The organism is Enterobacter sp. BWH52, from assembly GCF_001037565.1.
Classification (GTDB): domain Bacteria; phylum Pseudomonadota; class Gammaproteobacteria; order Enterobacterales; family Enterobacteriaceae; genus Enterobacter; species Enterobacter hormaechei_C.
Window position 1 is genome coordinate 1578129 of the sequence record NZ_KQ089854.1, and the last position, 23951, is coordinate 1602079.

Annotated in this window: 29 protein-coding genes; 13 read left to right on the top strand and 16 right to left on the bottom strand. The window is 52.5% G+C overall.

Going from position 1 to position 23951, the window contains the following annotated elements; all coding sequences use genetic code 11:
* Positions 1-210 precede the first annotated feature (210 nt).
* From ghrA to SK47_RS07380, 4 genes are all read left to right on the top strand, one after another.
* On the top strand, positions 211-1149 hold the full coding sequence (ghrA, locus tag SK47_RS07365) for a glyoxylate/hydroxypyruvate reductase GhrA (protein WP_032608987.1): 939 nt from the start codon (positions 211-213) through the stop codon (positions 1147-1149).
* A gap of 84 nt (positions 1150-1233) precedes the next feature.
* Positions 1234-1971, top strand: a complete 738-nt coding sequence (locus SK47_RS07370; RefSeq protein WP_003858061.1) for a phosphatase — start codon at positions 1234-1236, stop codon at positions 1969-1971.
* 19 nt (positions 1972-1990) lie between these two features.
* A complete protein-coding gene (locus SK47_RS07375; protein WP_048243746.1) occupies positions 1991-2545 on the top strand; it encodes a TorD/DmsD family molecular chaperone in 555 nt (184 codons plus the stop codon).
* A gap of 96 nt (positions 2546-2641) precedes the next feature.
* Positions 2642-3124 carry a DUF1097 domain-containing protein gene (locus SK47_RS07380; RefSeq protein ID WP_074173990.1) on the top strand — a complete coding sequence of 161 codons (483 nt, stop codon included), beginning with the start codon at positions 2642-2644 and terminating at the stop codon, positions 3122-3124.
* Between the two features lie 43 nt (positions 3125-3167).
* Here the strand turns inward: SK47_RS07380 and csgG are convergent, their stop codons facing one another.
* Genes csgG through csgD form a run of 4 tightly spaced genes read right to left on the bottom strand, consistent with a single transcriptional unit; the run spans position 3168 to position 5515 of the window.
* Complete coding sequence (gene csgG, locus SK47_RS07385) at positions 3168-4001, bottom strand: curli production assembly/transport protein CsgG (protein ID WP_003858055.1); 834 nt, start codon at positions 3999-4001, stop codon at positions 3168-3170.
* Between the two features lie 26 nt (positions 4002-4027).
* On the bottom strand, positions 4028-4444 hold the full coding sequence (gene csgF / locus SK47_RS07390; RefSeq protein WP_048243750.1) for a curli production assembly/transport protein CsgF: 417 nt from the start codon (positions 4442-4444) through the stop codon (positions 4028-4030).
* Between the two features lie 26 nt (positions 4445-4470).
* Positions 4471-4860, bottom strand: a complete 390-nt coding sequence (gene csgE / locus SK47_RS07395; protein WP_003858052.1) for a curli production assembly/transport protein CsgE — start codon at positions 4858-4860, stop codon at positions 4471-4473.
* A 4-nt stretch (positions 4861-4864) separates the two neighbouring features.
* On the bottom strand, positions 4865-5515 hold the full coding sequence (gene csgD / locus SK47_RS07400; protein WP_003858049.1) for a biofilm master transcriptional regulator CsgD: 651 nt from the start codon (positions 5513-5515) through the stop codon (positions 4865-4867).
* A gap of 743 nt (positions 5516-6258) precedes the next feature.
* On the opposite strand from csgD, the gene csgB reads away from it, so the two are divergent.
* From csgB to ymdB, 5 genes are all read left to right on the top strand, one after another.
* Positions 6259-6714 (top strand): curli minor subunit CsgB, encoded by a 456-nt coding sequence (gene csgB / locus SK47_RS07410; protein ID WP_003858046.1) that lies wholly within the window; start codon positions 6259-6261, stop codon positions 6712-6714.
* Positions 6715-6753: 39 nt separating this feature from the next.
* Positions 6754-7209, top strand: coding sequence for a curli major subunit CsgA (gene csgA / locus SK47_RS07415; protein ID WP_003858043.1), 456 nt, complete (start codon positions 6754-6756; stop codon positions 7207-7209).
* A 56-nt stretch (positions 7210-7265) separates the two neighbouring features.
* Complete coding sequence (gene csgC / locus SK47_RS07420) at positions 7266-7598, top strand: curli assembly chaperone CsgC (protein ID WP_003858040.1); 333 nt, start codon at positions 7266-7268, stop codon at positions 7596-7598.
* A gap of 153 nt (positions 7599-7751) precedes the next feature.
* Positions 7752-8072, top strand: coding sequence for a type 1 fimbrial protein (locus SK47_RS07425; RefSeq protein WP_003858038.1), 321 nt, complete (start codon positions 7752-7754; stop codon positions 8070-8072).
* 80 nt (positions 8073-8152) lie between these two features.
* A complete protein-coding gene (gene ymdB / locus SK47_RS07430; protein WP_023324442.1) occupies positions 8153-8689 on the top strand; it encodes an O-acetyl-ADP-ribose deacetylase in 537 nt (178 codons plus the stop codon).
* 41 nt (positions 8690-8730) lie between these two features.
* Here ymdB and mdoC read toward each other — a convergent pair whose 3' ends face one another.
* Entirely contained in the window at positions 8731-9870 is a 1140-nt protein-coding gene (gene mdoC / locus SK47_RS07435; protein ID WP_023315799.1) for a glucans biosynthesis protein MdoC, read from the bottom strand.
* 255 nt (positions 9871-10125) lie between these two features.
* On the opposite strand from mdoC, the gene mdoG reads away from it, so the two are divergent.
* The 3 genes from mdoG to SK47_RS07450 all read left to right on the top strand — a co-directional run bounded on the left by mdoG (position 10126) and on the right by SK47_RS07450 (position 14512).
* Positions 10126-11679 carry a glucans biosynthesis protein MdoG gene (gene mdoG, locus SK47_RS07440; protein WP_015570847.1) on the top strand — a complete coding sequence of 518 codons (1554 nt, stop codon included), beginning with the start codon at positions 10126-10128 and terminating at the stop codon, positions 11677-11679.
* Positions 11672-14200 (top strand): glucans biosynthesis glucosyltransferase MdoH, encoded by a 2529-nt coding sequence (gene mdoH, locus SK47_RS07445; protein ID WP_003858032.1) that lies wholly within the window; start codon positions 11672-11674, stop codon positions 14198-14200. The genes mdoG and mdoH overlap by 8 nt, the downstream gene beginning before the upstream one ends.
* 84 nt (positions 14201-14284) lie before the next feature.
* A complete protein-coding gene (locus SK47_RS07450) occupies positions 14285-14512 on the top strand; it encodes a YceK/YidQ family lipoprotein (RefSeq protein ID WP_003858030.1) in 228 nt (75 codons plus the stop codon).
* 7 nt (positions 14513-14519) lie between these two features.
* On the opposite strand, the gene SK47_RS07455 is transcribed toward SK47_RS07450, so the two are convergent.
* The 3 genes from SK47_RS07455 to SK47_RS07465 all read right to left on the bottom strand — a co-directional run bounded on the left by SK47_RS07455 (position 14520) and on the right by SK47_RS07465 (position 17277).
* A complete protein-coding gene (locus SK47_RS07455) occupies positions 14520-14894 on the bottom strand; it encodes a MysB family protein (RefSeq protein ID WP_003858026.1) in 375 nt (124 codons plus the stop codon).
* Between the two features lie 79 nt (positions 14895-14973).
* Positions 14974-16209, bottom strand: a complete 1236-nt coding sequence (gene mdtG / locus SK47_RS07460) for a multidrug efflux MFS transporter MdtG (RefSeq protein WP_003858021.1) — start codon at positions 16207-16209, stop codon at positions 14974-14976.
* 141 nt (positions 16210-16350) lie between these two features.
* The gene (locus SK47_RS07465; RefSeq protein WP_048243753.1) at positions 16351-17277 is read right to left on the bottom strand and encodes a Kdo(2)-lipid IV(A) acyltransferase; all 927 of its coding nucleotides are present in this window, start codon (positions 17275-17277) and stop codon (positions 16351-16353) included.
* A 218-nt stretch (positions 17278-17495) separates the two neighbouring features.
* Here SK47_RS07465 and SK47_RS07470 point away from each other — a divergent pair, with 218 nt between their 5' ends.
* Entirely contained in the window at positions 17496-18545 is a 1050-nt protein-coding gene (locus tag SK47_RS07470) for an oxygen-dependent tRNA uridine(34) hydroxylase TrhO (RefSeq protein ID WP_048243755.1), read from the top strand.
* 38 nt (positions 18546-18583) lie between these two features.
* Here SK47_RS07470 and SK47_RS07475 read toward each other — a convergent pair whose 3' ends face one another.
* From SK47_RS07475 to SK47_RS07510, 8 genes are all read right to left on the bottom strand, one after another.
* The gene (locus tag SK47_RS07475) at positions 18584-19162 is read right to left on the bottom strand and encodes a YceI family protein (RefSeq protein WP_045345707.1); all 579 of its coding nucleotides are present in this window, start codon (positions 19160-19162) and stop codon (positions 18584-18586) included.
* A gap of 1 nt (position 19163) precedes the next feature.
* Positions 19164-19730 (bottom strand): cytochrome b, encoded by a 567-nt coding sequence (locus SK47_RS07480; protein WP_003858015.1) that lies wholly within the window; start codon positions 19728-19730, stop codon positions 19164-19166.
* Between the two features lie 225 nt (positions 19731-19955).
* Complete coding sequence (locus SK47_RS07485) at positions 19956-20069, bottom strand: YceO family protein (RefSeq protein WP_003858014.1); 114 nt, start codon at positions 20067-20069, stop codon at positions 19956-19958.
* A 50-nt stretch (positions 20070-20119) separates the two neighbouring features.
* Positions 20120-21238, bottom strand: a complete 1119-nt coding sequence (gene solA / locus SK47_RS07490; RefSeq protein ID WP_048243757.1) for an N-methyl-L-tryptophan oxidase — start codon at positions 21236-21238, stop codon at positions 20120-20122.
* A 112-nt stretch (positions 21239-21350) separates the two neighbouring features.
* The gene (gene bssS, locus SK47_RS07495; RefSeq protein WP_003858012.1) at positions 21351-21605 is read right to left on the bottom strand and encodes a biofilm formation regulator BssS; all 255 of its coding nucleotides are present in this window, start codon (positions 21603-21605) and stop codon (positions 21351-21353) included.
* A gap of 273 nt (positions 21606-21878) precedes the next feature.
* Positions 21879-22124 carry a DNA damage-inducible protein I gene (gene dinI, locus SK47_RS07500; protein ID WP_003858011.1) on the bottom strand — a complete coding sequence of 82 codons (246 nt, stop codon included), beginning with the start codon at positions 22122-22124 and terminating at the stop codon, positions 21879-21881.
* Positions 22125-22198: 74 nt separating this feature from the next.
* Complete coding sequence (gene pyrC, locus SK47_RS07505; protein ID WP_023315804.1) at positions 22199-23245, bottom strand: dihydroorotase; 1047 nt, start codon at positions 23243-23245, stop codon at positions 22199-22201.
* Between the two features lie 128 nt (positions 23246-23373).
* Complete coding sequence (locus SK47_RS07510; protein ID WP_023305855.1) at positions 23374-23934, bottom strand: lipoprotein; 561 nt, start codon at positions 23932-23934, stop codon at positions 23374-23376.
* Positions 23935-23951: the final 17 nt, after the last annotated feature.

Consider the following 23951-nt stretch of genomic DNA (forward strand, 5'->3'; position numbering starts at 1 on the left):
GTCGGGACGGGCGCTAATGTAAGGAAAAGCCGTACTGCCGTCAACCCACTTTTTCAGTAATTTAGCGTGTTTAGACAAACTTCAGGCAACCTGATTCCTAAATGTGCGAAATGCGCCTCTTTTATCAGCAACGCGGTTTAGCGATAAATTTGTTATGCTGGCAAGCCAGTTGAAAATGAAAATAAAACAGCGCAATAAAAGGCAATGACTATGGATATTATCTTCTATCACCCCACTTTTGATACGGCTTACTGGATTAGCGCGCTCACGGCGGCTCTGCCTGGCGCACGCGTTCGCGAATGGAAACAGGGCGATAATGAACATGCCGACTACGCGCTGGTCTGGCATCCCCCGGTCGAAATGCTTCAGGGACGCCGTTTGAAGGCGGTGTTTGCTCTTGGTGCAGGGGTGGATTCCATTCTCAGTAAGCTGAAGGCACACCCTGAAATGCTGCCGGAAGATATTCCCCTGTTTCGTCTGGAAGATACCGGTATGGGGCAGCAGATGCAGGAATATGCCGTGAGCCAGGTGCTGCACTGGTTCCGCCGCTTCGACGATTATCAGGCGTTCAAACAGCAATCCCACTGGGAACCGCTTCCGGATTATCAGCGTGAAGATTTCACCATCGGCATCCTCGGCGCGGGTGTACTGGGTTCGAAAGTCGCCGAAGCGCTCGCACCGTGGGGCTTCCCACTGCGCTGCTGGAGCCGGAGCCGTAAGGAGTATCCGGGCGTCGAGAGCTTTGCCGGAACGGACGAACTCCCGGCGTTCCTGAAAGGGACTCGCGTCCTCATTAACCTGCTGCCGAATACGGCGGAAACGGTCGGCATTATCAATGGCACGCTCCTCAACCAGTTGGCAGAAGACAGCTACTTAATGAACCTGGCGCGCGGGGTACACGTTGTGGAAGACGATCTGCTGAAAGCGCTGGATAGCGGTAAACTGAAAGGCGCAATGCTGGATGTGTATAGCCGCGAACCGCTGCCAAAAGACAGCCCGCTCTGGGCACATCCGCGCGTGGCGATGACGCCCCATATTGCGGCCGTGACGCGACCGGCGGAGGCCGTGGCGTACATCTCGCATACCATCAGCGAAATAGAGAAGGGTAACGCGGTGACCGGACAGGTCGACAGACAGCGAGGCTACTGAGAGAAACCCGGCGTTCGCCGGGTTTTTGCTAATATTCGCCGCTGATAACTGCTATCCTTTGGAAAAACCGCAGAGGAGAGAAAGATGTATCCCGTTGACCTGCATATGCACACCGTCGCCAGTACCCACGCTTACAGTAACCTCCATGATTATATCGCTCAGGCGAAGCTGAAAGGCATCAAACTGTTTGCGATAACCGATCACGGTCCGGATATGGCGGATGCGCCGCACTACTGGCATTTTGTGAATATGCGTATCTGGCCACGCCTGGTGGACGGTATTGGGATACTGCGCGGCATCGAAGCGAACATCAAAAATACTGACGGTGAGATTGACTGCACCGGCCCGATGCTGACCTCTTTAGATCTGATCCTCGCTGGCTTCCATGAGCCGGTCTTTGCGCCCCAGGATAAAGAGACCAACACCGCAGCGATGATTGCCACTATTGCCAGCGGCAACGTGCACATTATCAGCCACCCGGGAAATCCGAAATACCCGATTGATATTCAGGCCGTGGCGCAGGCGGCAGCGAAGCACCGCGTGGCGCTGGAGATTAACAACTCCTCCTTTGTTCACTCGCGTAAGGGCAGTGAAGCCAACTGCCGCGAAGTGGCGGCGGCAGTGCGTGACGCGGGCGGAATGGTGGCGCTGGGCTCTGATTCACACACGGCCTTCACGCTGGGGGATTTCAGCGAGTGCCTGAAAATATTGCGGGACGTGAATTTCCCGGAAGAACAGATCCTGAACGTCACGCCGCGTCGTATGCTCGACTTCCTTGAGTCGCGCGGCATGGCGCCGATTGATGAATTTGCCGATCTTTAATTAATAACGGAATAAAAACATGAATGAGTTTTCCATCCTTTGCCGCGTGCTGGGCACCTTATATTACCGCCAGCCGCAGGATCCGCTGCTGGTTCCGCTGTTTACCCTGATTCGTGAAGGTAAACTGGCGCAGAACTGGCCGCTCGAACAGGATGAATTGCTGGAACGCTTGCAAAAAAGCTGCGATATGCAGCAGATTTCAACGGATTACAACGCGCTGTTTGTGGGGGAAGAGTGTCGCGTGTCGCCGTATCGTTCTGCCTGGCAGGAAGGTGCGACCGAAGCGGAAGTTCGGGCGTTTCTTTCAGAACGCGGCATGCCGCTGACGGATATGCCTGCCGATCATATCGGTACCCTGCTGCTGGCGGCCTCCTGGATTGAAGATAATGCAGGTGATGATGAGAACGAGGCGATTGAAACCCTGTTCGAAACGTATCTGCTGCCGTGGGTTGGCACCTTCCTGGGTAAAGTTGAAGCCCACGCCACCTCGCCATTCTGGAGAACGCTGGCTCCGCTGACGCGTGACGCTATCGCTGCTATGTGGGACGAGCTGGAAGAAGAGAACGAAGGGTGACTTGAATCACAAAAATTCTGCAACGATACATTTCAACTTGCACGTAATGTGCTTCTGATCTCATTTATATGGTGCGCATCTGCTAAGATGCGCACCATGAACATATTACTTTGTATTGCAATCACGACTGGCATCCTCTCCGGCCTCTGGGGTTGGGTGGCTGTCTCTCTCGGCTTGTTGAGCTGGGCTGGTTTTCTTGGCTGCACGGCCTATTTCGCCTGCCCGCAGGGTGGTCTCAAAGGGCTCTTTATTTCAGGCTGCACGTTACTGAGTGGCGTGGTCTGGGCGCTGGTCATTATGAAAGGCAGCGCGCTGGCGCCGCATCTGGAAATCCTGGGGTACGCCATGACCGGCATTGTGGCCTTCCTGATGTGCGTTCAGGCAAAACATCTGCTGTTGTCCTTTGTGCCCGGCACATTCATGGGTGCCTGCGCGACCTTTGCAGGGCAGGGGGACTGGAAGCTGGTGGTCCCTTCGCTCATGCTGGGGTTACTGTTTGGCTACGCCATGAAGAACAGCGGCCTTTGGCTTGCGGCCCGACGCGAGAAGAGCCAGAGCGTTCCTGCGGTAAGTAAATAAAAAAAGGCGAGACGGAATTCTCGCCTTTTTTATGCGCCGCTGATTATGACTCTGGCGGCACCGACATCTCACGATATTTCACCAGCACCGCATTACTCACGTCACTTTTATTCTGAAGATCCCACAAGCCGCGATCGATACCGTCATTAATCAGGAAAATCACGCCGGTTTCGATGGCCGACATCAGACACAGCATGACCGGCTCGTTAGAGGTATAGCCAATTTCACCCTCCAGCAGACGCTGGTAATCGATAAAGCGGAATACCCCGGCCTGCACTTCATAAGAGAGAATCGTTTTGCTGGTGGTCACCGAGGATAATATCTCACCCGTGCTCACGTTAACCACGCGCAGGTTGACGGCAATCTGGTCCAGCTGATACTGCGTGTCGGCCCCGATGCCAAAGTAACGCGCACCCGCGCCACCCGATTTCACGTTACTTTCGTAGCCGATAATCGAGCCTTCCACCATGATATTGGCTGCGGTGAGAGACTGTAGCGGCATGCGGTTATTGACACCAACGGTACCATTCTCCTGCGCGGCACGAATGATTTTTCGTTCGTTAAGCAGGTTTTGCAGCCCCTGACGTTCCAGCGGGATAAACCAGCGAGAATCTTTCAGGGCGGTAACCAGCATCGCGGTGGCGCTCTGCGGTACGGCTGTCGAGAAGTTACTGGCCGGATACGGTTTGAACTGACCCGTCTCATCCTGAATGTTATACACCGAGACGAATATCTTTCCGGTTGGGACCGGCAGATGTGTAAGATCCCGATAGCTCTGGGCACGAGGCATCAGGGTGGGTTTAGCGGCTTCTTTTGGCGGGGCAGTTAAACAACCGCTTAATAAGCACACTGCAACTAAAATAAAAAAGCGCTGCATAATAATTGTCCTTATTTCGGGGTTGTTTAGAAATCAGTTGAACTGGTCTGCAAACCGGAAACCTGGATTGTCGACGTTTTACCGGTTTTTCGGTCTGTCACATTTAACTGAAGCTGCCCGTCTTTATTGGCAATATCGACGATAAAGTCGTTAGTGACCATCCGGCCGGGTTTTCCGGTATTAATGTTAGTTAATAAGCCACCTAATATTTGCGACTGGATGGCCTGAGTAAAATTATCCAGGGCTGACGGGGTCTCGATACCGAAATCATCGTCATAGCTGGGGTCTTTATAGGAGTTTTGAGCCTGAGCCTGGTTAAGCATAAAGGCTCCGTTATTCGGGTTGCCGCCAAAATTAGGGTTGCGGAACTGGAATGTCATATTTCCGGCCCAGCTCAACGGCGCAATGAGTATTAACGAAATCACTGTGTGTGCGAGACGCATTACAGCCTCCGAAATAGGTATCGTTGTTAGAACTCATCTTTTGCTAAATCGCCTGTGCTCAAAAGGGCTTTGTCTAACTGTAGGCGGTTAATAGCTTCTTCTGTTTGTGCCAGCGCGAAAGCGACGTTCTGATCGAAGTCTCTTTTCGTTGGGAATAAAAAAGTCTGGTAAATAACGTCCTGATTAGCGGTTATTGTGATCCAGCTTCCCCACCGCGCACTGGGCCGTTCGTTGATGGTTAAGTTACCCGGATAATCGCTTTCCCACTTATCGCTGAAGGCACGATAAAAATCGTGTCCGACAGAGGTGACGGTGTGGTCGGTTAACAGTCCGGGAACTTCTACCTCAACAGCCTGAAGGTTTCCGGCAGCAAGCATAATGCCTGCGGCGGCAATCCAACTTAAGGTGCGTTTCATGCTATTAACGCCTGAGGTTATCGTTTGCCCACGACACCGCCTGCGTGCGATTTTTAACAGCTATCTTTTTGAAAAGATTATAAAGATGCGTCTTAACCGTATTTTCGCTGATAAATAACGAACGGGCGATTTCAATATTTGAAGCACCAATACGCAGTTTGTTCAGGATCTCTTTCTCACGGTGCGTCAGAAGGGCCGATTCCGAACTGTTATAGCGATAATTTCCGGAGTGGGTAATGAGGTAGCTGGCCAGTTTCTGCGAGAAATAACACTCCCCCCGCAATATGCCCTGCAAACCCTCCACGACACGGTTTTCTTCTTCAGTGACGTAAAACACGCCGTTAATATGCGGCCAGCTCTCAATTTCGCGGAAAGGATACTCATCAGGCGTATTTAATAACAATACGCGGATATTATTGTTTTTCCTGCTTAAATTATCTTGCCAGTAATGAATGAGTTTTTTATCCGCTTCCATCATATCGAGAAGAATGATGCTGCCAGAAGCGATATCATCAAAAGAACGTTGAATATTATGCAGTTTCCCGTTAAGAGACAGGCATTGCTTTAAATGCTGCAATAACGCTGTCGCTTGTAAGGAAGGTTTTGTGATCAACAATAATGTATGACCGGGTAAGCTATGGACTTCATTAAACATGATGAAACCCCACGTTATTTATGACACCCGGCAGTTGCCCTCGTATTATTGAAAAGGGCACCAGAGGTACTGACAGGTGTGGCACTGCTGTGTGTAGTTAAAAAACCTTCCTCCAAAGGAGGCGGTAAAATTAAAAACAAATAACGTACTGCTGTTTTCAATCTAGCTATTGCAAACTTTAAAGCAAGTGTTAATCGTGTAACAGAATGTAAAATTCGATATTAATTTGTGTATATTGCAGGGCTAATAGATTTTAAGATAAGGGGAAAGTTGTACATGTGTATAAACGTGCACAGATTTTAAAAACCATAAAGTATATTATAATGGGTTGAATTATTTGGCTTTGTATTATTCTAAGCCAGCCGGTAAAAAGTATGATCTCTGCTAAAAACATAAGACTTCCCTAAGCCAGAATTTTTTCTTAAGAAAACTTGCTTCGTGTCACGCGCGTGGCAAAGGGCATTGTCTTTTTTGTCTGAAGAAGCCGGTGCAGGTTGGACAGTCTGTCTCGCTGTTGTACAAGCGCAGGAAGACATTTTTGGTTTCTGCTTTAGGCGTGTATCCCGTCGTTTCAGGCGAGATTTACGACTTTGAGGTGAAGGAGAATATAAAAATAAGGCGCACGGGTGAGATATTAAACATGTTTCGGCAGACATACTCTTTTCCGTAACGCGGCGTTAACAAAACGAATCGCGTTAACGGAGCAAGAGATACTTTTTTATAGCCAGGTCCAGGGTGACAGCATGAAAAACAAAACGTTGTTTATGATGTTTACATTACTGGGTGCGCCTGGGTTTGTAATCGCAGGTGATTCAGATTTAGCCAGTTCTGAATATAATTTTGCGATAAATGAATTAAGTAAAGCTTCATACAATCAGGCAGCCATTATTGGTCAACAGGGTTCAGGAAATAATTCTGATGTACGCCAGGACGGTTCTAAATTGCTGTCCGTTATTTCTCAGGAGGGCGGGAATAACCGCGCGAATGTTGATCAGTCAGGGACGTATAACCTTGCTTATATCGATCAGACCGGCAACGGCAACGATGCGAGTATTAAGCAGGGCGCTTTTGGCAACACCGCCATGATTATCCAGAAAGGCTCGGGTAACAGGGCGAATATAACGCAGTATGGTACGCAGAAAACAGCAGTTGTAGTACAGAGACAGTCGCAAATGGCTATTCGCGTTATTCAACGTTAGCGATGTGTGACGCCTTAATCAATCCGATGGGGGTTTACCATGAAACTTTTCAAAGTGGCAGTTATTGCAGCAATCGTAGTTTCTGGCAGTGCTTTCGCAGGTGCGGTACCACAATTTGGCGGCGGCCACGGTGGTGGCTGGGGTGGCGGCAATAACGGCCCTGACTCAACCCTGAGCATTTACCAGTACGGCGGCGGTAACTCCGCGCTTGCTTTGCAGACGGACGCCCGAGATTCTGAATTGACCATTACCCAGCATGGTGGTGGTAACGGCGCAGATGTTGGCCAGGGCTCTGATGACAGTTCTATCGATCTGCTGCAAAAAGGCTTTGGTAACAGCGCCACCATCGACCAATGGAATAGCAAAGACTCTGTTATCAACGTGAAACAGTTCGGCGGCGGCAACGGCGCGGCGGTAGACCAGACAGCGTCCGGCTCAACGGTGACTGTGCACCAGGTTGGCTTTGGCAACAACGCGACCGCACACCAGTACTGATTCATTTCTGTACCAAAAAACAGGGCATGCGCCCTGTTTTTTTTCGGGAGGATCTCATGAGCACCTTCATTCTCCTTGCCGCGCTTGCCAGCCAGATAACGTTCAGCACCTCACAGCAGGCAAATATGACAACCATTATTCCTCAGGTCACGCTGGCAGACGCCTGCGAATGTCAGGTTGAGGTGTTATCTGTCCGACAGGGGCAGGGGGGACAAAGTACATCGCGGCAGAAAAATACTCTTTTTATACCCGCTAATCAGCCGATTGATTTAACGCGAATCAGTTTAAATATTCGCTCAGGGGATGCGGTAAAAATAATCGTCACCGTTTCCGATGGAAAATCGCTTCATTTATCACAGCAGTGGAACGCACCGGTAAGTGCGCTTTAATAATTCATGAAATCAATGATTTAATAAAGTGGCGGCGCTGCACAGGTAAGCTATGCTGATATCAAGAACCCAGTCATCGGGTTGCTTAAATTGATACTTCATAACGGAGCGTTTTTACCCCTCAAGGACGAATTTCATTGAGGAGTACAAATAATGTTCAAATCCGCAGCGTGTATTATTTCTGGTCTGGGACTGATCCTGTCCTCTTTTTTTTCTCCGGCTTATTCAGCAACTATAGAAAATGGTGGGGTGATTCATTTTCGTGGCGCGGTGGTCGCTGACCCGTGCGAAGTCACGCCCCGGCATCAGCAGTTTGCGATCTCCTGTCCGGAAAATAACCGTATGAAAACGCATACCATCAGTTATGACGAGGCGCTCCGGGGCCATCATCCTCATTCAGCTCTGGCCGCTGTCAGCATGAAATACCTGAATGAACAGAAAACGCTTGCGGTCGTTCAGGTGGATTACCGCTAACCGACGTTTTTTTCGCGGCAGTTTTTCTCCTTCTCCCTCTGCGATACACTGGTGAAAAAGGCGGGTTGCAGAGGGTGTTTATGAGACCGCAAATCGACGTTATTCATGGCGATATCACGACGGTGCGCGTTGACGTGATCGTCAACGCAGCCAATTCCTCCCTGATGGGTGGTGGCGGGGTGGACGGTGCCATTCACCGGGCCGCAGGCCCTCAACTCCTTGAAGCATGCAAAACCGTGCGTCAGCAGCAGGGAGAGTGCCCGCCGGGGCATGCTGTTATTACGCTTGCGGGCGATCTCCCGGCCAAAGCGGTGATCCATACCGTTGGACCCGTCTGGCACGGTGGCGACCGCCATGAGGCTGAGATTCTGGAGCAGGCGTATCGTAACTGCCTGCGGCTTGCGGCGGATAACGGGTATAAGACCATGGCGTTCCCCGCCATTAGCACCGGGGTGTTCGGCTATCCAAAGGAAGCGGCAGCTACGATCGCCGTGAATACCGTTTATCACTACCTTTCCCTCAAACCCATGCCGGAAAAAGTCATTTTTGTCTGTTTCGATGAGCACACCGCCGACCTGTATCAGCGGATTTTGACCGCGCGCAGCCAGGCATTTTGATGTCTGAAGTGCAAAAACGGCGCCCTGGAGGCGCCGTTTTGTTATCCCGCTTTAACCTGAGGTTTGCCTGAGAACAGGAAACGCAAAAGCGGGATCCGCAGGTGGATTTCATACAACACGATGGCAATGCCAACCACAAAGACCAGGCCGGTGAAGAAGCCCAGCGCATTCGAGGCGATATGCGGCGTAATGTACGCCCCGAAAAACAGCGTCAGCGGATGGTGAACCAGGTAGATAAACAGCGAAGCATTAACGAAATAGGTGACGCGACTGGATTTAAAATTCAGCAGACGATGGCCAAGGGCGAACACCACGTTCACCATCCACAGGCCCATCAGCATCGTTATAACGCTCTCTGTTTCATACATCCACGCGTCCCCGCTGCCATAGCGCTGATTGAGAAGATAGGCGGCAAAGGCCAGCGCAGCACCCACCGCACACCAGGGGGAGGGGGTGGTAAACAGCGCTTTAAGCCGGGGATGAATAAATGCCAGCGCCCCAATCAGGAAGAAGGGAATGTAGAACAGGGTCTGCATCACCACGAAATTAAACAGCCCATCGCTCAGAATGGGAGGGTAGACAATGAGCAGGGTACGCCTGATGGCGGCATACGCGACCCCCAGCGCAAGAAACAGCAGCGACAGCTTGCCCAGGGTGATGTTGGCGAAGAAGGTCGAGGATGTGGTGCTCGCGCGCTGACGCAGCTGGCTGAAGATCAGCAAACTCACCGTGGTTAGCACCACCAGTACCAGCAGGAACCAGAGGTGGGAAATAAGCTCCCAGACCAGGGTGTTGTATTTCTCATAGAAGGAGAGATTCGGCCAGTTTTCCGCCTTGCCTTTAACATGCTGCAACATGATGAACTGCGGCAGCGTCAGCAGCGGAATGGCCGTCAACATCGGTATGCCCACGCGCTCCACGCGCACTTTCCACCATCGCTTGAGGGGATAGCGCAAGAAGAGCATGTAAGAGAAATAACCGGAAATAACAAAAAACACCTGCATGCGGAAGGCATGGATAAAATCATTAAACAGCGTCAGCCACCAGGAGGGCATCTGGCTGTTCACGTGCCAGGTGTGGCTGGAATAGATCAGTGAAATATGAAAAGGGATCCCCAATAGCATGAGCCATGCGCGGATCGAGTCGAGGAAATATTCACGTTGTACAGGGGTTGTGCTCATATAACTTTGCGCATTCTCAGACTTTTCGCCTTATCCCTAAGGCTCATAATGGTTACATTCGGAGCCAACCCTACACCAAGACCGACACCCTGTCTCCAGGATAAGCACGCAAAGTGAAAAGCGGGTTCTTTCATTTGCTTAATCCATGAGCCAGCGAGCTGAACAAAGCAGTGATAATGTTGTCGGATTGCCTGAGTTTCCATTAAAATGGATCGGATCGATATAAGCACACAAAGGGGGAAGTGCTTACTTATTATGAAACATAAACCACAAATGATGAAAATGCGTTGGTTGGGTGTAGCAGTGCTGTTGTCACTGTATACCTCATCTGCACTGGCCTTTAACATCGATGATGTCGCAAAACAGGCAAAATCGATGGCGGGCAAGAGCTACGAAGCGCCAAAAAGTAACCTGCCCTCCGTTTTCCGCGACATGAAATACGCGGACTATCAGCAGATCCAGTTCAATCACGATAAAGCGTACTGGAACAATATTAAAACCCCGTTCAAGCTTGAATTTTACCACCAGGGTATGTACTTCGACACGCCAGTTGCCATCAATGAAGTGACGGCGACCGCGGTACGCAAAATCAAGTACAGCCCGGATTACTTCAATTTTGGCGATGTGCAACACGATAAAGACACGGTGAAAGACCTCGGCTTCGCAGGCTTCAAGGTGCTTTATCCGATTAACAGCAAAGATAAAAACGATGAAATCGTCAGCATGCTTGGCGCCAGCTACTTCCGCGTGATTGGCGCGGGGCAGGTGTACGGGCTTTCTGCGCGCGGTCTGGCAATTGATACCGCGCTGCCATCAGGTGAAGAATTTCCACGTTTTCGCGAGTTCTGGATCGAACGTCCAAAACCAACCGACAAACGTCTGACAATTTATGCGCTGCTGGACTCCCCTCGTGCGACCGGCGCTTATCGCTTCGTGATCATGCCAGGGCGTGACACGGTGGTTGACGTGCAGTCTAAAGTTTACCTGCGCGATAAAGTGGGCAAACTGGGCGTTGCACCGCTGACCAGTATGTTCCTGTTTGGGCCGAACCAGCCATCTCCGGCGACCAATTTCCGTCCTGAACTGCATGATTCCAATGGCCTCTCCATCCATGCCGGTAACGGCGAGTGGATCTGGCGTCCGCTGAACAACCCGAAACACCTCGCGGTCAGCAGCTTTGCGATGGAAAACCCGCAGGGCTTTGGTCTGCTGCAACGTGGCCGTCAGTTCTCCCGCTTTGAAGATCTGGATGACCGCTACGATCTGCGCCCAAGCGCCTGGGTTACGCCGAAAGGCGACTGGGGTAAAGGTAAGGTTGAGCTGGTTGAAATTCCAACCAACGATGAAACCAACGATAACATCGTGGCGTACTGGACACCGGATCAGCTGCCTGAAGCCGGTAAAGAGATGAACTTCAAGTATGCGATTACCTTCAGCCGTGACGAAGACAAGCTGCACGCACCGGATAACGCGTATGTGATGCAGACGCGTCGTTCAACGGGTGACGTGAAGCAGTCCAACCTGATTCGTCAGCCGGATGGCACGCTGGCATTTATCGTGGACTTCACCGGGCAGGATATGAAAAAACTGGCGCCGGATACTGCCGTGACGGCACAGGCCAGCATTGGCGATAACGGTGAAATCGTTGAAAACGCCGTGCGGTACAACCCGGTCACCAAAGGGTGGCGTTTGACCCTGCGCGTGAAGGTGAAGGATCCGAAACAGACCACTGAAATGCGCGCCGCGCTGGTCAGTAACGATAAGCCGCTGAGTGAAACCTGGAGCTATCAGCTACCTGCCAATGAATAATACATCTGAATATATTGATGCCATGCCGCTGACGGACATTGAAAAAGCGGCGCTCCCTGCGAGCGACATCCGCGCGGTTCACACCGCGCTGGATGGTGAACATCGTCATTTTTCCCGTGATGATGATACGCCGCTGGGGTCAGTGAAGGCACGTCTGGAGCAGGCATGGCCGGACTCGCTGGCAGAAGGGCAGTTAATCAAGGATGACGAAGGGCGTGACCAGTTACAGGCGATGCCGAAGGCCACGCGTTCCTCCATGTTCCCCGATCCGTGGCGCACCAACCCGGTGGGCCGCTTCTGGGATCGTCTGCGTGGGCGTGACGTGACACCGCGCTATCTGTCACGTCTGACCAAAGAACAGCAGGCCTCCGAGCAGAAATGGCGTACCGTAGGAACGATTCGTCGTTACATTCTGCTGCTGCTGACGCTGGCGCAGACGGTTGTCGCCACCTGGTACATGAAAACCATTCTGCCGTACCAGGGCTGGGCGTTGATTAACCCTGCTGACATGATTGGCCAGGATATCTGGGTCTCCTTCATGCAGCTGCTGCCGTATATTTTACAGAGCGGCATTCTTCTGCTGTTCGCCGTGCTGTTCTGTTGGGTCTCCGCCGGGTTCTGGACGGCGCTGATGGGCTTCCTGCAACTGCTGATGGGGCGTGACAAATACAGCATTTCCGCGTCGACGGTCGGGGATGAACCCCTCAATCCTGAGCACCGTACCGCGCTGATCATGCCTATCTGTAACGAAGACGTTGACCGCGTATTCGCCGGGCTGCGTGCCACCTGGGAGTCCGTGAAGGCGACCGGTAACGCGGCGCATTTCGACGTCTATATCCTGAGCGACAGCTACAACCCGGATATTTGCGTGGCAGAGCAAAAAGCCTGGATGGAGCTGATTGCCGAGGTGCAAGGGGAAGGGCAGATCTTCTACCGCCGTCGTCGTCGTCGTGTTAAGCGTAAGAGCGGGAACATTGATGACTTCTGTCGTCGCTGGGGTAACCAGTACAGCTACATGGTGGTACTGGATGCGGACTCCGTGATGAGCGGCGACTGCCTGAGCGGGCTGGTCCGTCTGATGGAAGCCAACCCGAACGCGGGTATTATTCAGTCCTCGCCAAAAGCGTCAGGTATGGACACGCTGTATGCGCGCTGCCAGCAGTTTGCGACCCGCGTCTACGGGCCGCTGTTTACTGCCGGTCTGCACTTCTGGCAGCTGGGTGAATCTCACTACTGGGGCCACAACGCCATTATCCGCGTGAAGCCATTCATCGAGCACTGTGCCCTGGCGCCGCTGCCGGGTGAAGGGTCGTTTGCCGGGTCCATTCTGTCGCATGACTTTGTGGAAGCTGCTCTGATGCGTCGTGCAGGGTGGGGCGTCTGGATTGCCTACGATCTGCCTGGCTCGTATGAAGAGCTGCCGCCGAACCTGCTGGATGAGCTCAAACGCGACCGCCGCTGGTGTCACGGTAACCTGATGAACTTCCGCCTGTTCCTGGTGAAAGGGATGCACCCTGTTCACCGTGCGGTGTTCCTGACGGGCGTTATGTCCTATCTGTCTGCGCCGCTGTGGTTTATGTTCCTGGCACTCTCGACCGCGTTGCAGGTTGTGCATGCTCTGACGGAGCCGCAATACTTCCTGCAACCGCGCCAGCTGTTCCCGGTGTGGCCGCAGTGGCGTCCGGAGCTGGCGATTGCGCTGTTCGCGTCGACCATGGTGCTGCTGTTCCTGCCTAAGCTGCTCAGTATTATTCTGATCTGGTGCAAAGGTTCGAAGGAGTACGGTGGCTTCTGCCGCGTGACCCTTTCACTGCTGCTGGAAGTGCTGTTCTCGGTCCTGCTGGCGCCGGTGCGTATGCTGTTCCATACGGTGTTTGTGGTGAGTGCGTTCCTGGGATGGGAAGTGGTGTGGAATTCACCGCAGCGTGACGATGACTCTACGCCGTGGAGTGAGGCCTTTATGCGCCACGGCTCTCAGCTGCTGCTGGGCCTGGTGTGGGCCGTTGGTATGGCCTGGCTGGATCTGCGTTTCCTGTTCTGGCTGGCGCCAATCGTCTTCTCGCTGATCCTGTCGCCGTTTGTGTCGGTGATCTCCAGCCGTTCCACGGTTGGCCTGCGTACCAAACGCTGGAAGCTGTTCCTGATCCCGGAAGAGTATTCTCCGCCGCAGGTGCTGGTGGATACCGATACCTATCTGGAGCAGAACCGCAAACGCACGCTGGATGATGGCTTTATGCACGCCGTGTTTAACCCGTCATTCAACGCGCTGGCAACCGCGATGGCGACGGCGCGTCACCGCGCCAGCCAGGTGCTGGAGATCGCCCGCGATCGCCACGTTGAGCAGGCGCTGAACGAGACGCCAGAAAAGCTTAACCGCGACCGTCGTCTGGTGCTGTTGAGCGATCCGGTGACGATGGCACGGCTTCACTACCGCGTGTGGTCTTCTCCGGAGAGATACTCTTCGTGGGTGAACTACTATAAGGACGTTAAGCTGAATCCGTTGGCACTGAAGGCGAAGTAAGTTGTTAAGTAGGGCGGGTAAGCGAAGCGCTACCTGCCAAATGAAATACCGGCTTAATCGCCGGTATTTTTTTAGAGGTCAGACATGAAAGTAATCATTGTCGTCATGATGGCATGCCTGCTCAGCGGCTGCGGCAGCATTATCAGCCGCACCATCCCCGGGCAGGGCCACGGGAATCAATACTACCCCGGCGTACAGTGGGACGTTCGCGATTCTGCATGGCGCTATCTCACCGTACTCGATCTGCCGTTTTCGCTGATTTTCGACACGCTGCTGCTGCCCATTGATGCCAGTCACGGCCCTTACGAGTAACGGGAGCTCATCGCTCGTCCCATTCGTCCGCTGCGGCCTGACCCTCTTCGGTATCCAGCGGCGGTTCGAGCTGAAACTCGCCTTCGTCCCATTCGTGCAGCGTATTTTCTTCCAGCCACTCCTGACGTAACTCAATTTCGTCATAGTCGCCGTCGAATACCGCCTGTGCACCTTCACCACTCAGTATCGGCAGACATTCACCATCTTCACCTTCATCAGCAAAGAATTCGGCCTGCCACATAATATCGCCGTCCTGTAGGACGTATTTTTGGATATTGAGTTGTTGCACGTCAGCATCTTCTTCCTCAATGCCGGGATTATCGGCGAGGAACTCTTCGCGAGCGGCATCAATTGCTTCTTCCAGCGTGGCGTACATGGTCATTGGTGTCTCCCTGTTTTTCGTGAAGGTATTCAGGGAAAGAATAGCTGATTATGTGATTTTGCAAGTATGAATGCGAAAATTAGCCGTCACGATGTTGTCTTATTCGCCCCGGGCGTAGCGCCCGGGATAAGCTGAGCCACGAATAAACGGCGTTGAACAGCACGACGCCTGCCGTCACGATAAAGACCGCCCGGAAACCGAAACTGGCTGAAATCCCCGCACCGACCAGCGGCCCGGTGACGTTACCCAGATCGCGAAACGACTGGTTATAGCTGAAAATACGACCGGCTATCTGGTTGGTGGAATTATAGACCAGCAGCGTCTGCACGGCCGGGAGCAGTGCGCCATCGGCAGCCCCCAGCAGGAAGCGCAGGACGCCGAGCTGCCAGGGAGACTGCACCATCGCCATGGGGATCAGCAGCAGGACGGAGACGATCAGGGCGCAGATCAGGATCTTTTCCGGGCCGATACGGTCTCCCAGCTTGCCGAGCCGCGGCGCGCTCAGTAGCGCCGCCACGCCGGGAACAGAGGCGATCAGGCCGCTGATAAAGGCGATATTGCTGACGTTTCCCGCCAGATCGCGGACATAGAGCGTCAGAATAGGCGCGATTGAACCGGTGGCCACCTGGATAATCATGGTAGTCACAAACAGACTCAGCACCAGCTTTGGGTTTTTCAGCGAGGCCAGCACATCCCGGGCGTGCAGCATCTCTTTTTTGGCTACCGGCGTGAAATTCTCCCGGATACAGATAAGCGTCACCAGGAAGCAGAGGAACAGCACGCTGGCGGTAATGAAGAATACCGGCCGCAGTCCGTAGTGGTCGGCCAGCAGCCCGCCCGCCAGCGGGCCCAGCAGTGCGCCACTTACGCCGCCAGTGGAGAGCGTGCCCAACGCCCAGCCGCTTTTCTGGCGCGGGATTTGGGTGGCGATCAGGGCGTTGGCGTTAGGGATAAATCCCCCGAGCAGACCCAGGAGTGCGCGTAATATCAGGAACTGCCAGACGTTCTGCGCCATCCCCATCAGCAGCATAATGATCGCCATGCCGAGCGCGGAGCGCAGCAGCATAATTTTGCGGCCTTTGCGATCCGCCAGCCCACCCCAGAAAGGCGACGCAATGGCGGAGAACAGGAACGTAATGCTGAACACCAGGCCGGACCACATATTCAGGGCGCTATGTCCGGTGACGCCGAGCTGCTCAACGTAGAGGGGCAGGAAAGGCATCACCAGGCTAAAGGCGGCGCCAGTAAGAAAACAACCCAGCCACGCAACCGTCAGGTTACGTTTCCAGTTTATGGGAGCATCTGTGGGGGACATAACTATCCGCATAATGAGGTGCAGGGCACCGTGACCAGTGAGGTAATAAGCCTGCTAATTATGCGCCCGGGGTATGATTGCCGCAATGACGGGGAGCTTTTAAAGCTAAAACAACATGCGGCCCGGAAGGCCGCATGCAGATTAATACCGGGAAGGGACGCCCTGAGGCCGGGTTTTAAAGCGGCGATGCAGCCACATGTACTGCTCCGGGGCGAGCATAATGCATTTCTCGACAACGCCGTTCATCCAGCGGGCGGTGGTTTCCGCATCAATCAGCGGTGGCGCGAGCTCCGGCTCCAGCATGATGAGCTGATAGCCTGAACCGTCTGGTTTACGGCGCGGTACAAACGGCACGATAGCCGCTTTGGACATTCGCGCCAGCATCCAGGTCCCGGTGGTTGTCGCTGCATCTTCCACCGCAAAGAACGGAACAAACACGCTGGATTGCGGGCCATAGTCATGATCCGGGGCGTACCAGACCACTTCACCTGATTTCAGGGCGCGGATCATCCCTTTCAGGTCTTTTCGGTCGATCATGCTTTTATTGGAGCGCATACGTCCGTTGGTCTGGATCAAATCGATCACCGGATTATCGTTAGGACGATAAACGCCAATACCGGGCGCCTGCATGCCGAACATGCGTGCGCCAATTTCGAGCGTCAGAAAATGAACGCCAATCAGCAGGACGCCAGTCTGGTTGACCTGAAGAGTATGCACTGGCTCCATGCCGGTCCCAGCCACTTCCGTCCAGCGCGCCATGCGCTTATCCGACCAGAACCAGGCCATACCGGTCTCCATCAGCCCCATGCCGACAGATTCGAAGTTTTTAACCACCATGTCGTGGCGCTCAGATTCACTCATCTGAGGAAAGCAAAGCTCAAGGTTGCGATACGCGATCCTGGCGCGACGCTTCATAAACTGCTGAGCAATGCGACCCAGCCCTTTACCCATGCGGAAAATAACGGGATAAGGCAGCTGTACAATTAGCCACAACAAGCCAATGCCTGACCATGTTAACCAATAGCGGGGATGCAAAAGCGCGGCAGTAAATTTCGGTAACTGGGTCATGTCTGTCCTGTGTTCTAACGTCCTGAAAGGCTATTGTCTCATTTTTTAAGGCATAGCCAAAATGTCTGTCATCGAAACATGAAAGAATATGCAAATGTTAAGTCTGATTAATCAGATTGACTGAAATGTAGCGTAAATTGTGTGGATGTAAATTGTCTTTGTTTGCTATATCATGCCGACCGATTTTTATTTCTCAACGATTGCAGGACTTGTACACCATGCCAGTGTTACACAACCGCGTTTCGAATGAGATGTTGAAAGCGCGTATGTTGGCCGAAACCGAACCGCGCACAACGATCTCTTTCTATAAGTATTTCACCATCGACGATCCACAGGCGACCCGCGATGCGCTTTACCAGGCTTTCACCGCCCTGAACGTGTTTGGTCGCGTCTATCTGGCGCGTGAGGGGATTAACGCGCAGATCAGCGTGCCGGAAAGCAAGGTCAGCGCCTTCCGCGATCTCCTTTACGGGTTTGATCCGGCGCTTAACGGCTTACGCCTGAATATTGCGCTGGATGATGACGGTAAATCATTCTGGGTGCTGCGCATGAAGGTGCGCGAACGTATTGTGGCGGATGGCATTCACGATCCGAGCTTCAATGCTGCTAATGTGGGGGAATACCTGAAGGCCGCTGAAGTGAACGCGATGCTCGACGATCCGGATGCGGTGTTCATCGATATGCGTAACCACTACGAATATGAAGTGGGGCACTTCGAAAATGCGATGGAAATTCCTGCCGACACCTTCCGCGAGCAACTGCCGAAAGCGGTTGAGATGATGCAGGAGCATAAAGACAAAAAGATCGTGATGTACTGTACCGGGGGGATCCGCTGTGAAAAAGCCAGCGCCTGGATGAAGCACAACGGGTTTAATAAAGTCTGGCACATTGAGGGTGGGATTATCGAGTATGCCCGCCGCGCCCGTGAGCAGGGTTTACCGGTGCGTTTTATCGGTAAGAACTTTGTGTTTGATGAGCGTATGGGCGAGCGAATTTCAGAGGACGTGATCGCGTACTGCCACCAGTGCGGAACACCGTGCGATACGCATACCAACTGCAAAAACGACGGGTGTCATCTGCTGTTTATTCAGTGCCCTGCATGTGCCGAGAAGTTTAATGGCTGCTGTAGCGAGCTGTGCAGTGAAGAGAGTATGTTGCCTGAAGAAGAGCAACGTCGTCGCCGTGCCGGACGCGAGAACGGGAATAAGATCTTTAATAAATCCCGGGGCCGACTGAATACCAAACTGGGTATTCCGGACCCGGAGTAAAACACTGCCCGGCGGCTCACAAGCCTGCCGGGCCTGTTTTATGACTTCTGCTGAACGCCTTCCACCGAAATAATCAGCTCTACATCCTGCGATGCCGGGCCTAAATCCGTGGTGATATTAAAATCTTTCAGAGGAATTTTGCCTGCGGCTTCAAAGCCAGCACGTTTTCCGCCCCATGGATCGTCACCCTGTCCAATTAATTTGGCATCCAGTGTGACCGGTTTTGTTACGCCGTTCAGCGTGAGATTACCGGTAATAGCGAGTTTATCACCATCTTTCTTCACCTCTGTCGACGCGAAAGTAGCTTGCGGGAATTTGCCCACATTCAGGAATTCAGCGCTGCGCAGATGTTTATCACGCTCGGCGTGATTAGTGTCGACGCTGTTGGTATTAATGGTGACGTTCACTTTATCGGCAGCAGGGTTTTTCTCGTCGAAAGTAAATGTGCCATCGAAATCATTGAACGTGCCATATAACCAGCTGTAACCCAGATGCTGAATACGGAAATTGACGAAGGCATGCTGGCCCTCTTTATCAATTTTATAGTCGGCGGCCAGGGCCGAACCGGTAGTAAATAACAGCGAACCTAATGCGATACCCAACAGGCGTTTTTTCATTTTATGCTCCAGAGTCAACTGACGAACGGCCAAGCATGCGCTTCAGCGTATCGTCTTTATCAATAAAGTGGTGTTTCAGGGCCGCAAGGCCATGCAGGACAGACAGGATCACTACGCTCCATGCCAGCCACAAATGAACCACACCTGCGGTGTCAGCCTGTGAACCGGCGTCAGCCAGCGTGGCTGGGACATCAAAAAGCCCAAATACGCTGATCGGTTTGCCGTCTGCGGTCGAAATGAGATAGCCGCTGATCAGAATGGCGAACAGCAGGGCATAGAGTGCGATATGCGCGCCAACAGCGCTTATGCGGGTAAGTCGGCCATGGCTTTTGGGCGCAGGAGGGGGCGGAGAGATATGTCGCCAGATCACGCGAAAAACCAGACCCATCATCAGCAGAACCCCAATGCTTTTGTGCAATTCGGGGGCCTGATGATACCAACCGTCATAATAGCTTAATGTCACCATCCAGAGGCCGAGACCAAACATGGCATAGACGGCAATTGCAAATAGCCAGTGTAAACACATGGATATTATTCCGTAGCGACGGGAGGAGTTACGCCATTGCATATGAATTTCCGTTCTCAAATGACTGAGCAATAAAAATGGACGGGTTAAATAAATAATGCAACTGAAAAAAATGAATAATGTATTTTATTTAATTTATTTCAGCGAATTTGAATGTGTTTCCGCAATGTATTTCAATCGCTTCGTTCAATAAATTTGAGGCGACGTTTTTTAAAAATATAAGTTAAATAAATTTAAAGGAGTGTCAATAAACGTCAGCGAGAACGTTCAGAAGAATACAATATAGATAACGTCAATGATCGCCAGTAGCGACCAAAGAACAATGTAGAGCATGAAATGCTCGCGGATGTTATTGATAAGGTAATTCACCAGTCTGCGCATCATGCCCCTCTCGCTAAACAGGCCCCGGTTACTCGGAGCCTGAAGAGGTATTATCGATCAAAGCGCGAGAGCGCGAAGGGCTTGAGATCAAACGAAGGCGCTTTCCCCTGAGCAAACTGGGCGGCGATTTCACCTAACACAGAGGCAAATTTAAACCCGTGACCGCTGAGCCCGGTTACGAGCAGGGTGTTGTCGTGCCCCGGCAGGGTGTCGATGATAAAGTCTTCATCCGGGGTGTTGTCGTAGGTGCACGCTGCGCCGTAAAGCAACCCGCCTACGCCCGGCAGGATATTACGCAGGAACGTGAAGGCTTCGGAACCATCCTGCGGATAAGCTCCGTACGGTTTGCGTTCTTCCGCAGAGGAAATTACCTGCCCGCCGTTATGTTTGCCAATCTTGAGCGCGTCTTTTTCCGAGGGGAAACCGTAGAACTGGTCGCCATTGGGTAACTCGCCTGTAAACGCCGGGAATTTGTTCTGGCTGCTGTAACGCCCGTCAGACTGGAACCAGGAGAAGACTTTTCGCACCGGCTGGATGGGCAGGTCCGGCAGCAGTTTCGTCACCCACGTTCCCGCACTCACCAGCAGACGCGTGGCGGTATATTCACCTTCAGAGGTGGTGACGGTTGAACCCTCTGCATGGTGGGTGATGCCCGTGACCGGACAGTTGAACAACTGCGCGCAGCCCGCTTTGGCGGCGAGATCAATCCAGGTCTTAATGGCCGTTTCGCTGTGCAGTACGCCAGAGTTGGCTTCAAACAACCCAATGTAGTCTTCAGGGACAGAAATTTCCGGCCAGCGCGCCATGATGCCGTTCGCATCCAGACGCTCGACGTCCAGGCGGTAGGCTTTCGCGCTCTCCTCGACGGTCGCCAGAAACGTGGAGCTTGCTGGCCCCAGGTTAACGACCCCGGTGCGCTCAAAAATGCGTTCTTCGGTGAGGGCGACCAGCTCATCCCACAGCGTCTGAGCCCGAAGCACCAGCGGTACATAGCGCTCACCTTCGCCATAAGCGTGACGGATCAGACGGGTATCGCCGTGATGGCTTCCTTCAGAGTGGGGAGGACGATGGGCGTCAATCATCAGCACATTCAGACCCGCCTGCGTGGCGTAATAACCGGCGGCAGATCCTACGGAGCCGCTTCCGATAATGATCAAATCGTATTTCATAGGCTTCTCTTTACTAACGCTTTGTTAGCAGAGTAATTAACTATGTAGGCTTATACAAGAACGAAATAAATAAGGCACCGCGAGGGTGCCTGTTGAGTGAAGAGGCGTAAGATTAATGCCGTTTATACTCATTTTCCTGGTAGTCGCCAGATTCTATTTTTGCGATGCCTGCTTCCAAAATAGAGATAAACTGACGGGCGACGTCTGTTGTAAGCCACAGCGTCTGTCCAACTTCCGCTTCATCACGGTTTAGCTGATTTGGGGTCTGGTAGTGCAAACGCAGCATCAGCGCATCGTAGCTGTCTACGGTGCTGATATCCCAGCCAACAAGCGGATGGGTCTGGATCACTTCACTATTCTTTTCCATTATAACCCCCTTAATGCGTGTTAGAAGACAACGACTTTGAGGTTCAATGCATGTTTTTCTGAAAGCAATTTCAGTATATCAATTAATAAGGGTTCAGCAGGAAAAAATAAACGGGTAGCAACACATTTTTCTGCTTTTTAGGATTGTTCGAACAATAAAACGCCATCTTGTTCACGATTTTCTAAGAAGATGCTGAAATATTTTGAACTTTCAGGAGACGAAACGAAAAAAAGCCGGGGCGACCCGGCAAAAAACACAATGAGGGAGCAAATTTTAATCAGTGATGAACCAGTCGTCGGCGCTTTCCCATGTTTCCTGCAAAATTTCGCTGATGCGTTCTTTGTCTTCTTTCGCACCGCCGATGACGGAAAGATGGTTTGCTGTCGCATAACGTACCGTTACGGCGCCATCGTTTTCAGGAAAAGTGCTGTTAATACGTCGGGATAGTTCACCCGCCAGAGCGTCGAGTGCGCCAGCAGGCAGGACGGTGGATTTGGCAATGGTGACTTCAATACGCATAAATGCCCCCTGTGTAATATACTGTTTATTTATACAGTTATATTGTCGGTTTGACAACAGGGGGCGACAGTTTTTTAGCGTTTTACCGTCCAGTTTACGGTTTCACCGGCCAGGAAGGGGATCAGCGTATCGTCGGTGAGCGCAATCGACGCTTCAACCTGGCTTTCTTTGCGCTCCAGCTCAATGAACGTGTCATTGATCGGCAGACCGTAGAAACGCGGGCCGTTAAGGGAGCAGAAGGCTTCGAAATGGTCTAACGCATTCATCTCTTCAAACACGGTTGCGTAACTTGCCAGGGCGGTCGGGGCGTTAAAGCAGCCTGCACAGCCGCAACTCGCCTCTTTACGGTGACGGGCATGCGGGGCGGAATCCGTGCCGAGGAACGCGCGCGGGAAGCCGCTAGCGACCAGCTCACGTAGCGCCTGCTGGTGGATGTTGCGCTTGAGGATCGGCAGACAATACAGATGTGGGCGAACGCCGCCCACCAGCATGTGGTTACGGTTAAACATCAGGTGCTGCGGGGTGATGGTGGCGGCAATCAGCTCGTTTCCATCCCGGACATACTCTGCGGCATCTTTAGTCGTAATGTGTTCAAACACCACTTTCAGCCCCGGAAGACGCTGGCGCAGCGGCTCCATGACCGTTTCGATAAAACGTGCTTCGCGATCGAAAATATCAATGTCAGCGTGGGTCACTTCCCCGTGCACCAGCAGCGGCATGCCCAGTTTTTGCATACGCTCCAGAACGGGCATGATGGCGTCGATACTGGTCACCCCATGGCTGGAGTTGGTGGTGGCATTCGCCGGGTAGAGCTTCGCGGCGGTGAACACACCTTCGTTAAACCCGCGCTCAACCTCATTGGGATCCAGCGAGTCCGTCAGGTAGCAGGTCATCAACGGGGTAAAATCGTGCCCGGCCGGAACGGCGTCAAGGATACGCTGGCGATAGGCAATCGCGGCCTCGACGGTAGTGACTGGCGGAACCAGGTTAGGCATAACAATCGCACGGCCATAAATTTCGCTGGTATACGGCACGACGGTTTTCAGCATGTCGCCATCACGAAGATGGATATGCCAGTCGTCTGGGCGGCGGATTTTGAGAACCTGGGATTGTACAGTCATGGAAGCTCCGGCTTGAAAGAGATCAGTCATAAGATGGCTGTTTTTGCCGGACACAAATCATAAGCGGAAACGTTTTCGTTTGCACACTATTCCGTTAAAAAAAACGGGCGCCTGAGCGCCCGGAGTATTTAGTCGGTGAAAGGGATGATGATTTCACCCGGTTTCACCTCTATCCCTTTGGCATATTTTTTCGCCAGAGATTCACCTTTGCTTTTGTCTTCGCTCAGAACATAGGCAGGCTGTTGGTTAAAGTAGTTCTGCAACGACTGGTTGAGATACGGCATCAGCGTTTGCAGCACCGGTTTCATTTTATCCGGCGTCACAACCGCATCGACGATTTCCATCTCTTGCAGGAAAATTGCCCCTTTCTCTTTATTAAAGACCGGCAGCGCCTTGAGCTTCAGCTTGATATCCGCTTTCTGATTGCCGAAGAGCGAGGTCATATCGAGGCTGGCATCGCCGGAAAGGGTGACTTTGTTAGGCTCCTCGCGACCAATCTGGCTGGCGAGATTCGTCAGGACGATATGCGCATCCGCAAGGCCGGGCACGCCGATATCTTTTGAAAAGTTATTATGTTTTTCCAGCGCCTGATTAATTTCCTGCTCACTGACGGTGTACTGCGTAAGCTGGTTACATCCCACCAGCAGACCACTGACAATTAACGCAGCGGCAATAACGATCTTTTTCATGGCGTTCCTCAACATAA

Excerpts from the sequence above, each read along its gene's own strand:
- SK47_RS07450 (WP_003858030.1), top strand. The coding sequence starts at position 14,285 with ATGAAAGTAATCATTGTCGTCATGATGGCATGCCTGCTCAGCGGCTGC.
- csgF (WP_048243750.1), bottom strand. The coding sequence starts at position 4,444 with ATGCGTCTCGCACACACAGTGATTTCGTTAATACTCATTGCGCCGTTG.
- csgG (WP_003858055.1), bottom strand. The coding sequence starts at position 4,001 with ATGCAGCGCTTTTTTATTTTAGTTGCAGTGTGCTTATTAAGCGGTTGT.
- SK47_RS07510 (WP_023305855.1), bottom strand. The coding sequence starts at position 23,934 with ATGAAAAAGATCGTTATTGCCGCTGCGTTAATTGTCAGTGGTCTGCTG.
- csgD (WP_003858049.1), bottom strand. The coding sequence starts at position 5,515 with ATGTTTAATGAAGTCCATAGCTTACCCGGTCATACATTATTGTTGATC.
- csgE (WP_003858052.1), bottom strand. The coding sequence starts at position 4,860 with ATGAAACGCACCTTAAGTTGGATTGCCGCCGCAGGCATTATGCTTGCT.
- mdoH (WP_003858032.1), top strand. The coding sequence starts at position 11,672 with ATGAATAATACATCTGAATATATTGATGCCATGCCGCTGACGGACATT.
- solA (WP_048243757.1), bottom strand. The coding sequence starts at position 21,238 with ATGAAATACGATTTGATCATTATCGGAAGCGGCTCCGTAGGATCTGCC.
- ghrA (WP_032608987.1), top strand. The coding sequence starts at position 211 with ATGGATATTATCTTCTATCACCCCACTTTTGATACGGCTTACTGGATT.
- dinI (WP_003858011.1), bottom strand. The coding sequence starts at position 22,124 with ATGCGTATTGAAGTCACCATTGCCAAATCCACCGTCCTGCCTGCTGGC.
- SK47_RS07380 (WP_074173990.1), top strand. The coding sequence starts at position 2,642 with ATGAACATATTACTTTGTATTGCAATCACGACTGGCATCCTCTCCGGC.
- bssS (WP_003858012.1), bottom strand. The coding sequence starts at position 21,605 with ATGGAAAAGAATAGTGAAGTGATCCAGACCCATCCGCTTGTTGGCTGG.
- csgB (WP_003858046.1), top strand. The coding sequence starts at position 6,259 with ATGAAAAACAAAACGTTGTTTATGATGTTTACATTACTGGGTGCGCCT.
- SK47_RS07475 (WP_045345707.1), bottom strand. The coding sequence starts at position 19,162 with ATGAAAAAACGCCTGTTGGGTATCGCATTAGGTTCGCTGTTATTTACT.
- mdtG (WP_003858021.1), bottom strand. The coding sequence starts at position 16,209 with ATGTCCCCCACAGATGCTCCCATAAACTGGAAACGTAACCTGACGGTT.
- SK47_RS07375 (WP_048243746.1), top strand. The coding sequence starts at position 1,991 with ATGAATGAGTTTTCCATCCTTTGCCGCGTGCTGGGCACCTTATATTAC.
- SK47_RS07470 (WP_048243755.1), top strand. The coding sequence starts at position 17,496 with ATGCCAGTGTTACACAACCGCGTTTCGAATGAGATGTTGAAAGCGCGT.
- ymdB (WP_023324442.1), top strand. The coding sequence starts at position 8,153 with ATGAGACCGCAAATCGACGTTATTCATGGCGATATCACGACGGTGCGC.
- csgA (WP_003858043.1), top strand. The coding sequence starts at position 6,754 with ATGAAACTTTTCAAAGTGGCAGTTATTGCAGCAATCGTAGTTTCTGGC.
- SK47_RS07455 (WP_003858026.1), bottom strand. The coding sequence starts at position 14,894 with ATGACCATGTACGCCACGCTGGAAGAAGCAATTGATGCCGCTCGCGAA.
- SK47_RS07480 (WP_003858015.1), bottom strand. The coding sequence starts at position 19,730 with ATGCAATGGCGTAACTCCTCCCGTCGCTACGGAATAATATCCATGTGT.
- pyrC (WP_023315804.1), bottom strand. The coding sequence starts at position 23,245 with ATGACTGTACAATCCCAGGTTCTCAAAATCCGCCGCCCAGACGACTGG.
- SK47_RS07425 (WP_003858038.1), top strand. The coding sequence starts at position 7,752 with ATGTTCAAATCCGCAGCGTGTATTATTTCTGGTCTGGGACTGATCCTG.
- csgC (WP_003858040.1), top strand. The coding sequence starts at position 7,266 with ATGAGCACCTTCATTCTCCTTGCCGCGCTTGCCAGCCAGATAACGTTC.
- mdoC (WP_023315799.1), bottom strand. The coding sequence starts at position 9,870 with ATGAGCACAACCCCTGTACAACGTGAATATTTCCTCGACTCGATCCGC.
- SK47_RS07370 (WP_003858061.1), top strand. The coding sequence starts at position 1,234 with ATGTATCCCGTTGACCTGCATATGCACACCGTCGCCAGTACCCACGCT.
- SK47_RS07465 (WP_048243753.1), bottom strand. The coding sequence starts at position 17,277 with ATGACCCAGTTACCGAAATTTACTGCCGCGCTTTTGCATCCCCGCTAT.
- SK47_RS07485 (WP_003858014.1), bottom strand. The coding sequence starts at position 20,069 with ATGCGCAGACTGGTGAATTACCTTATCAATAACATCCGCGAGCATTTC.
- mdoG (WP_015570847.1), top strand. The coding sequence starts at position 10,126 with ATGAAACATAAACCACAAATGATGAAAATGCGTTGGTTGGGTGTAGCA.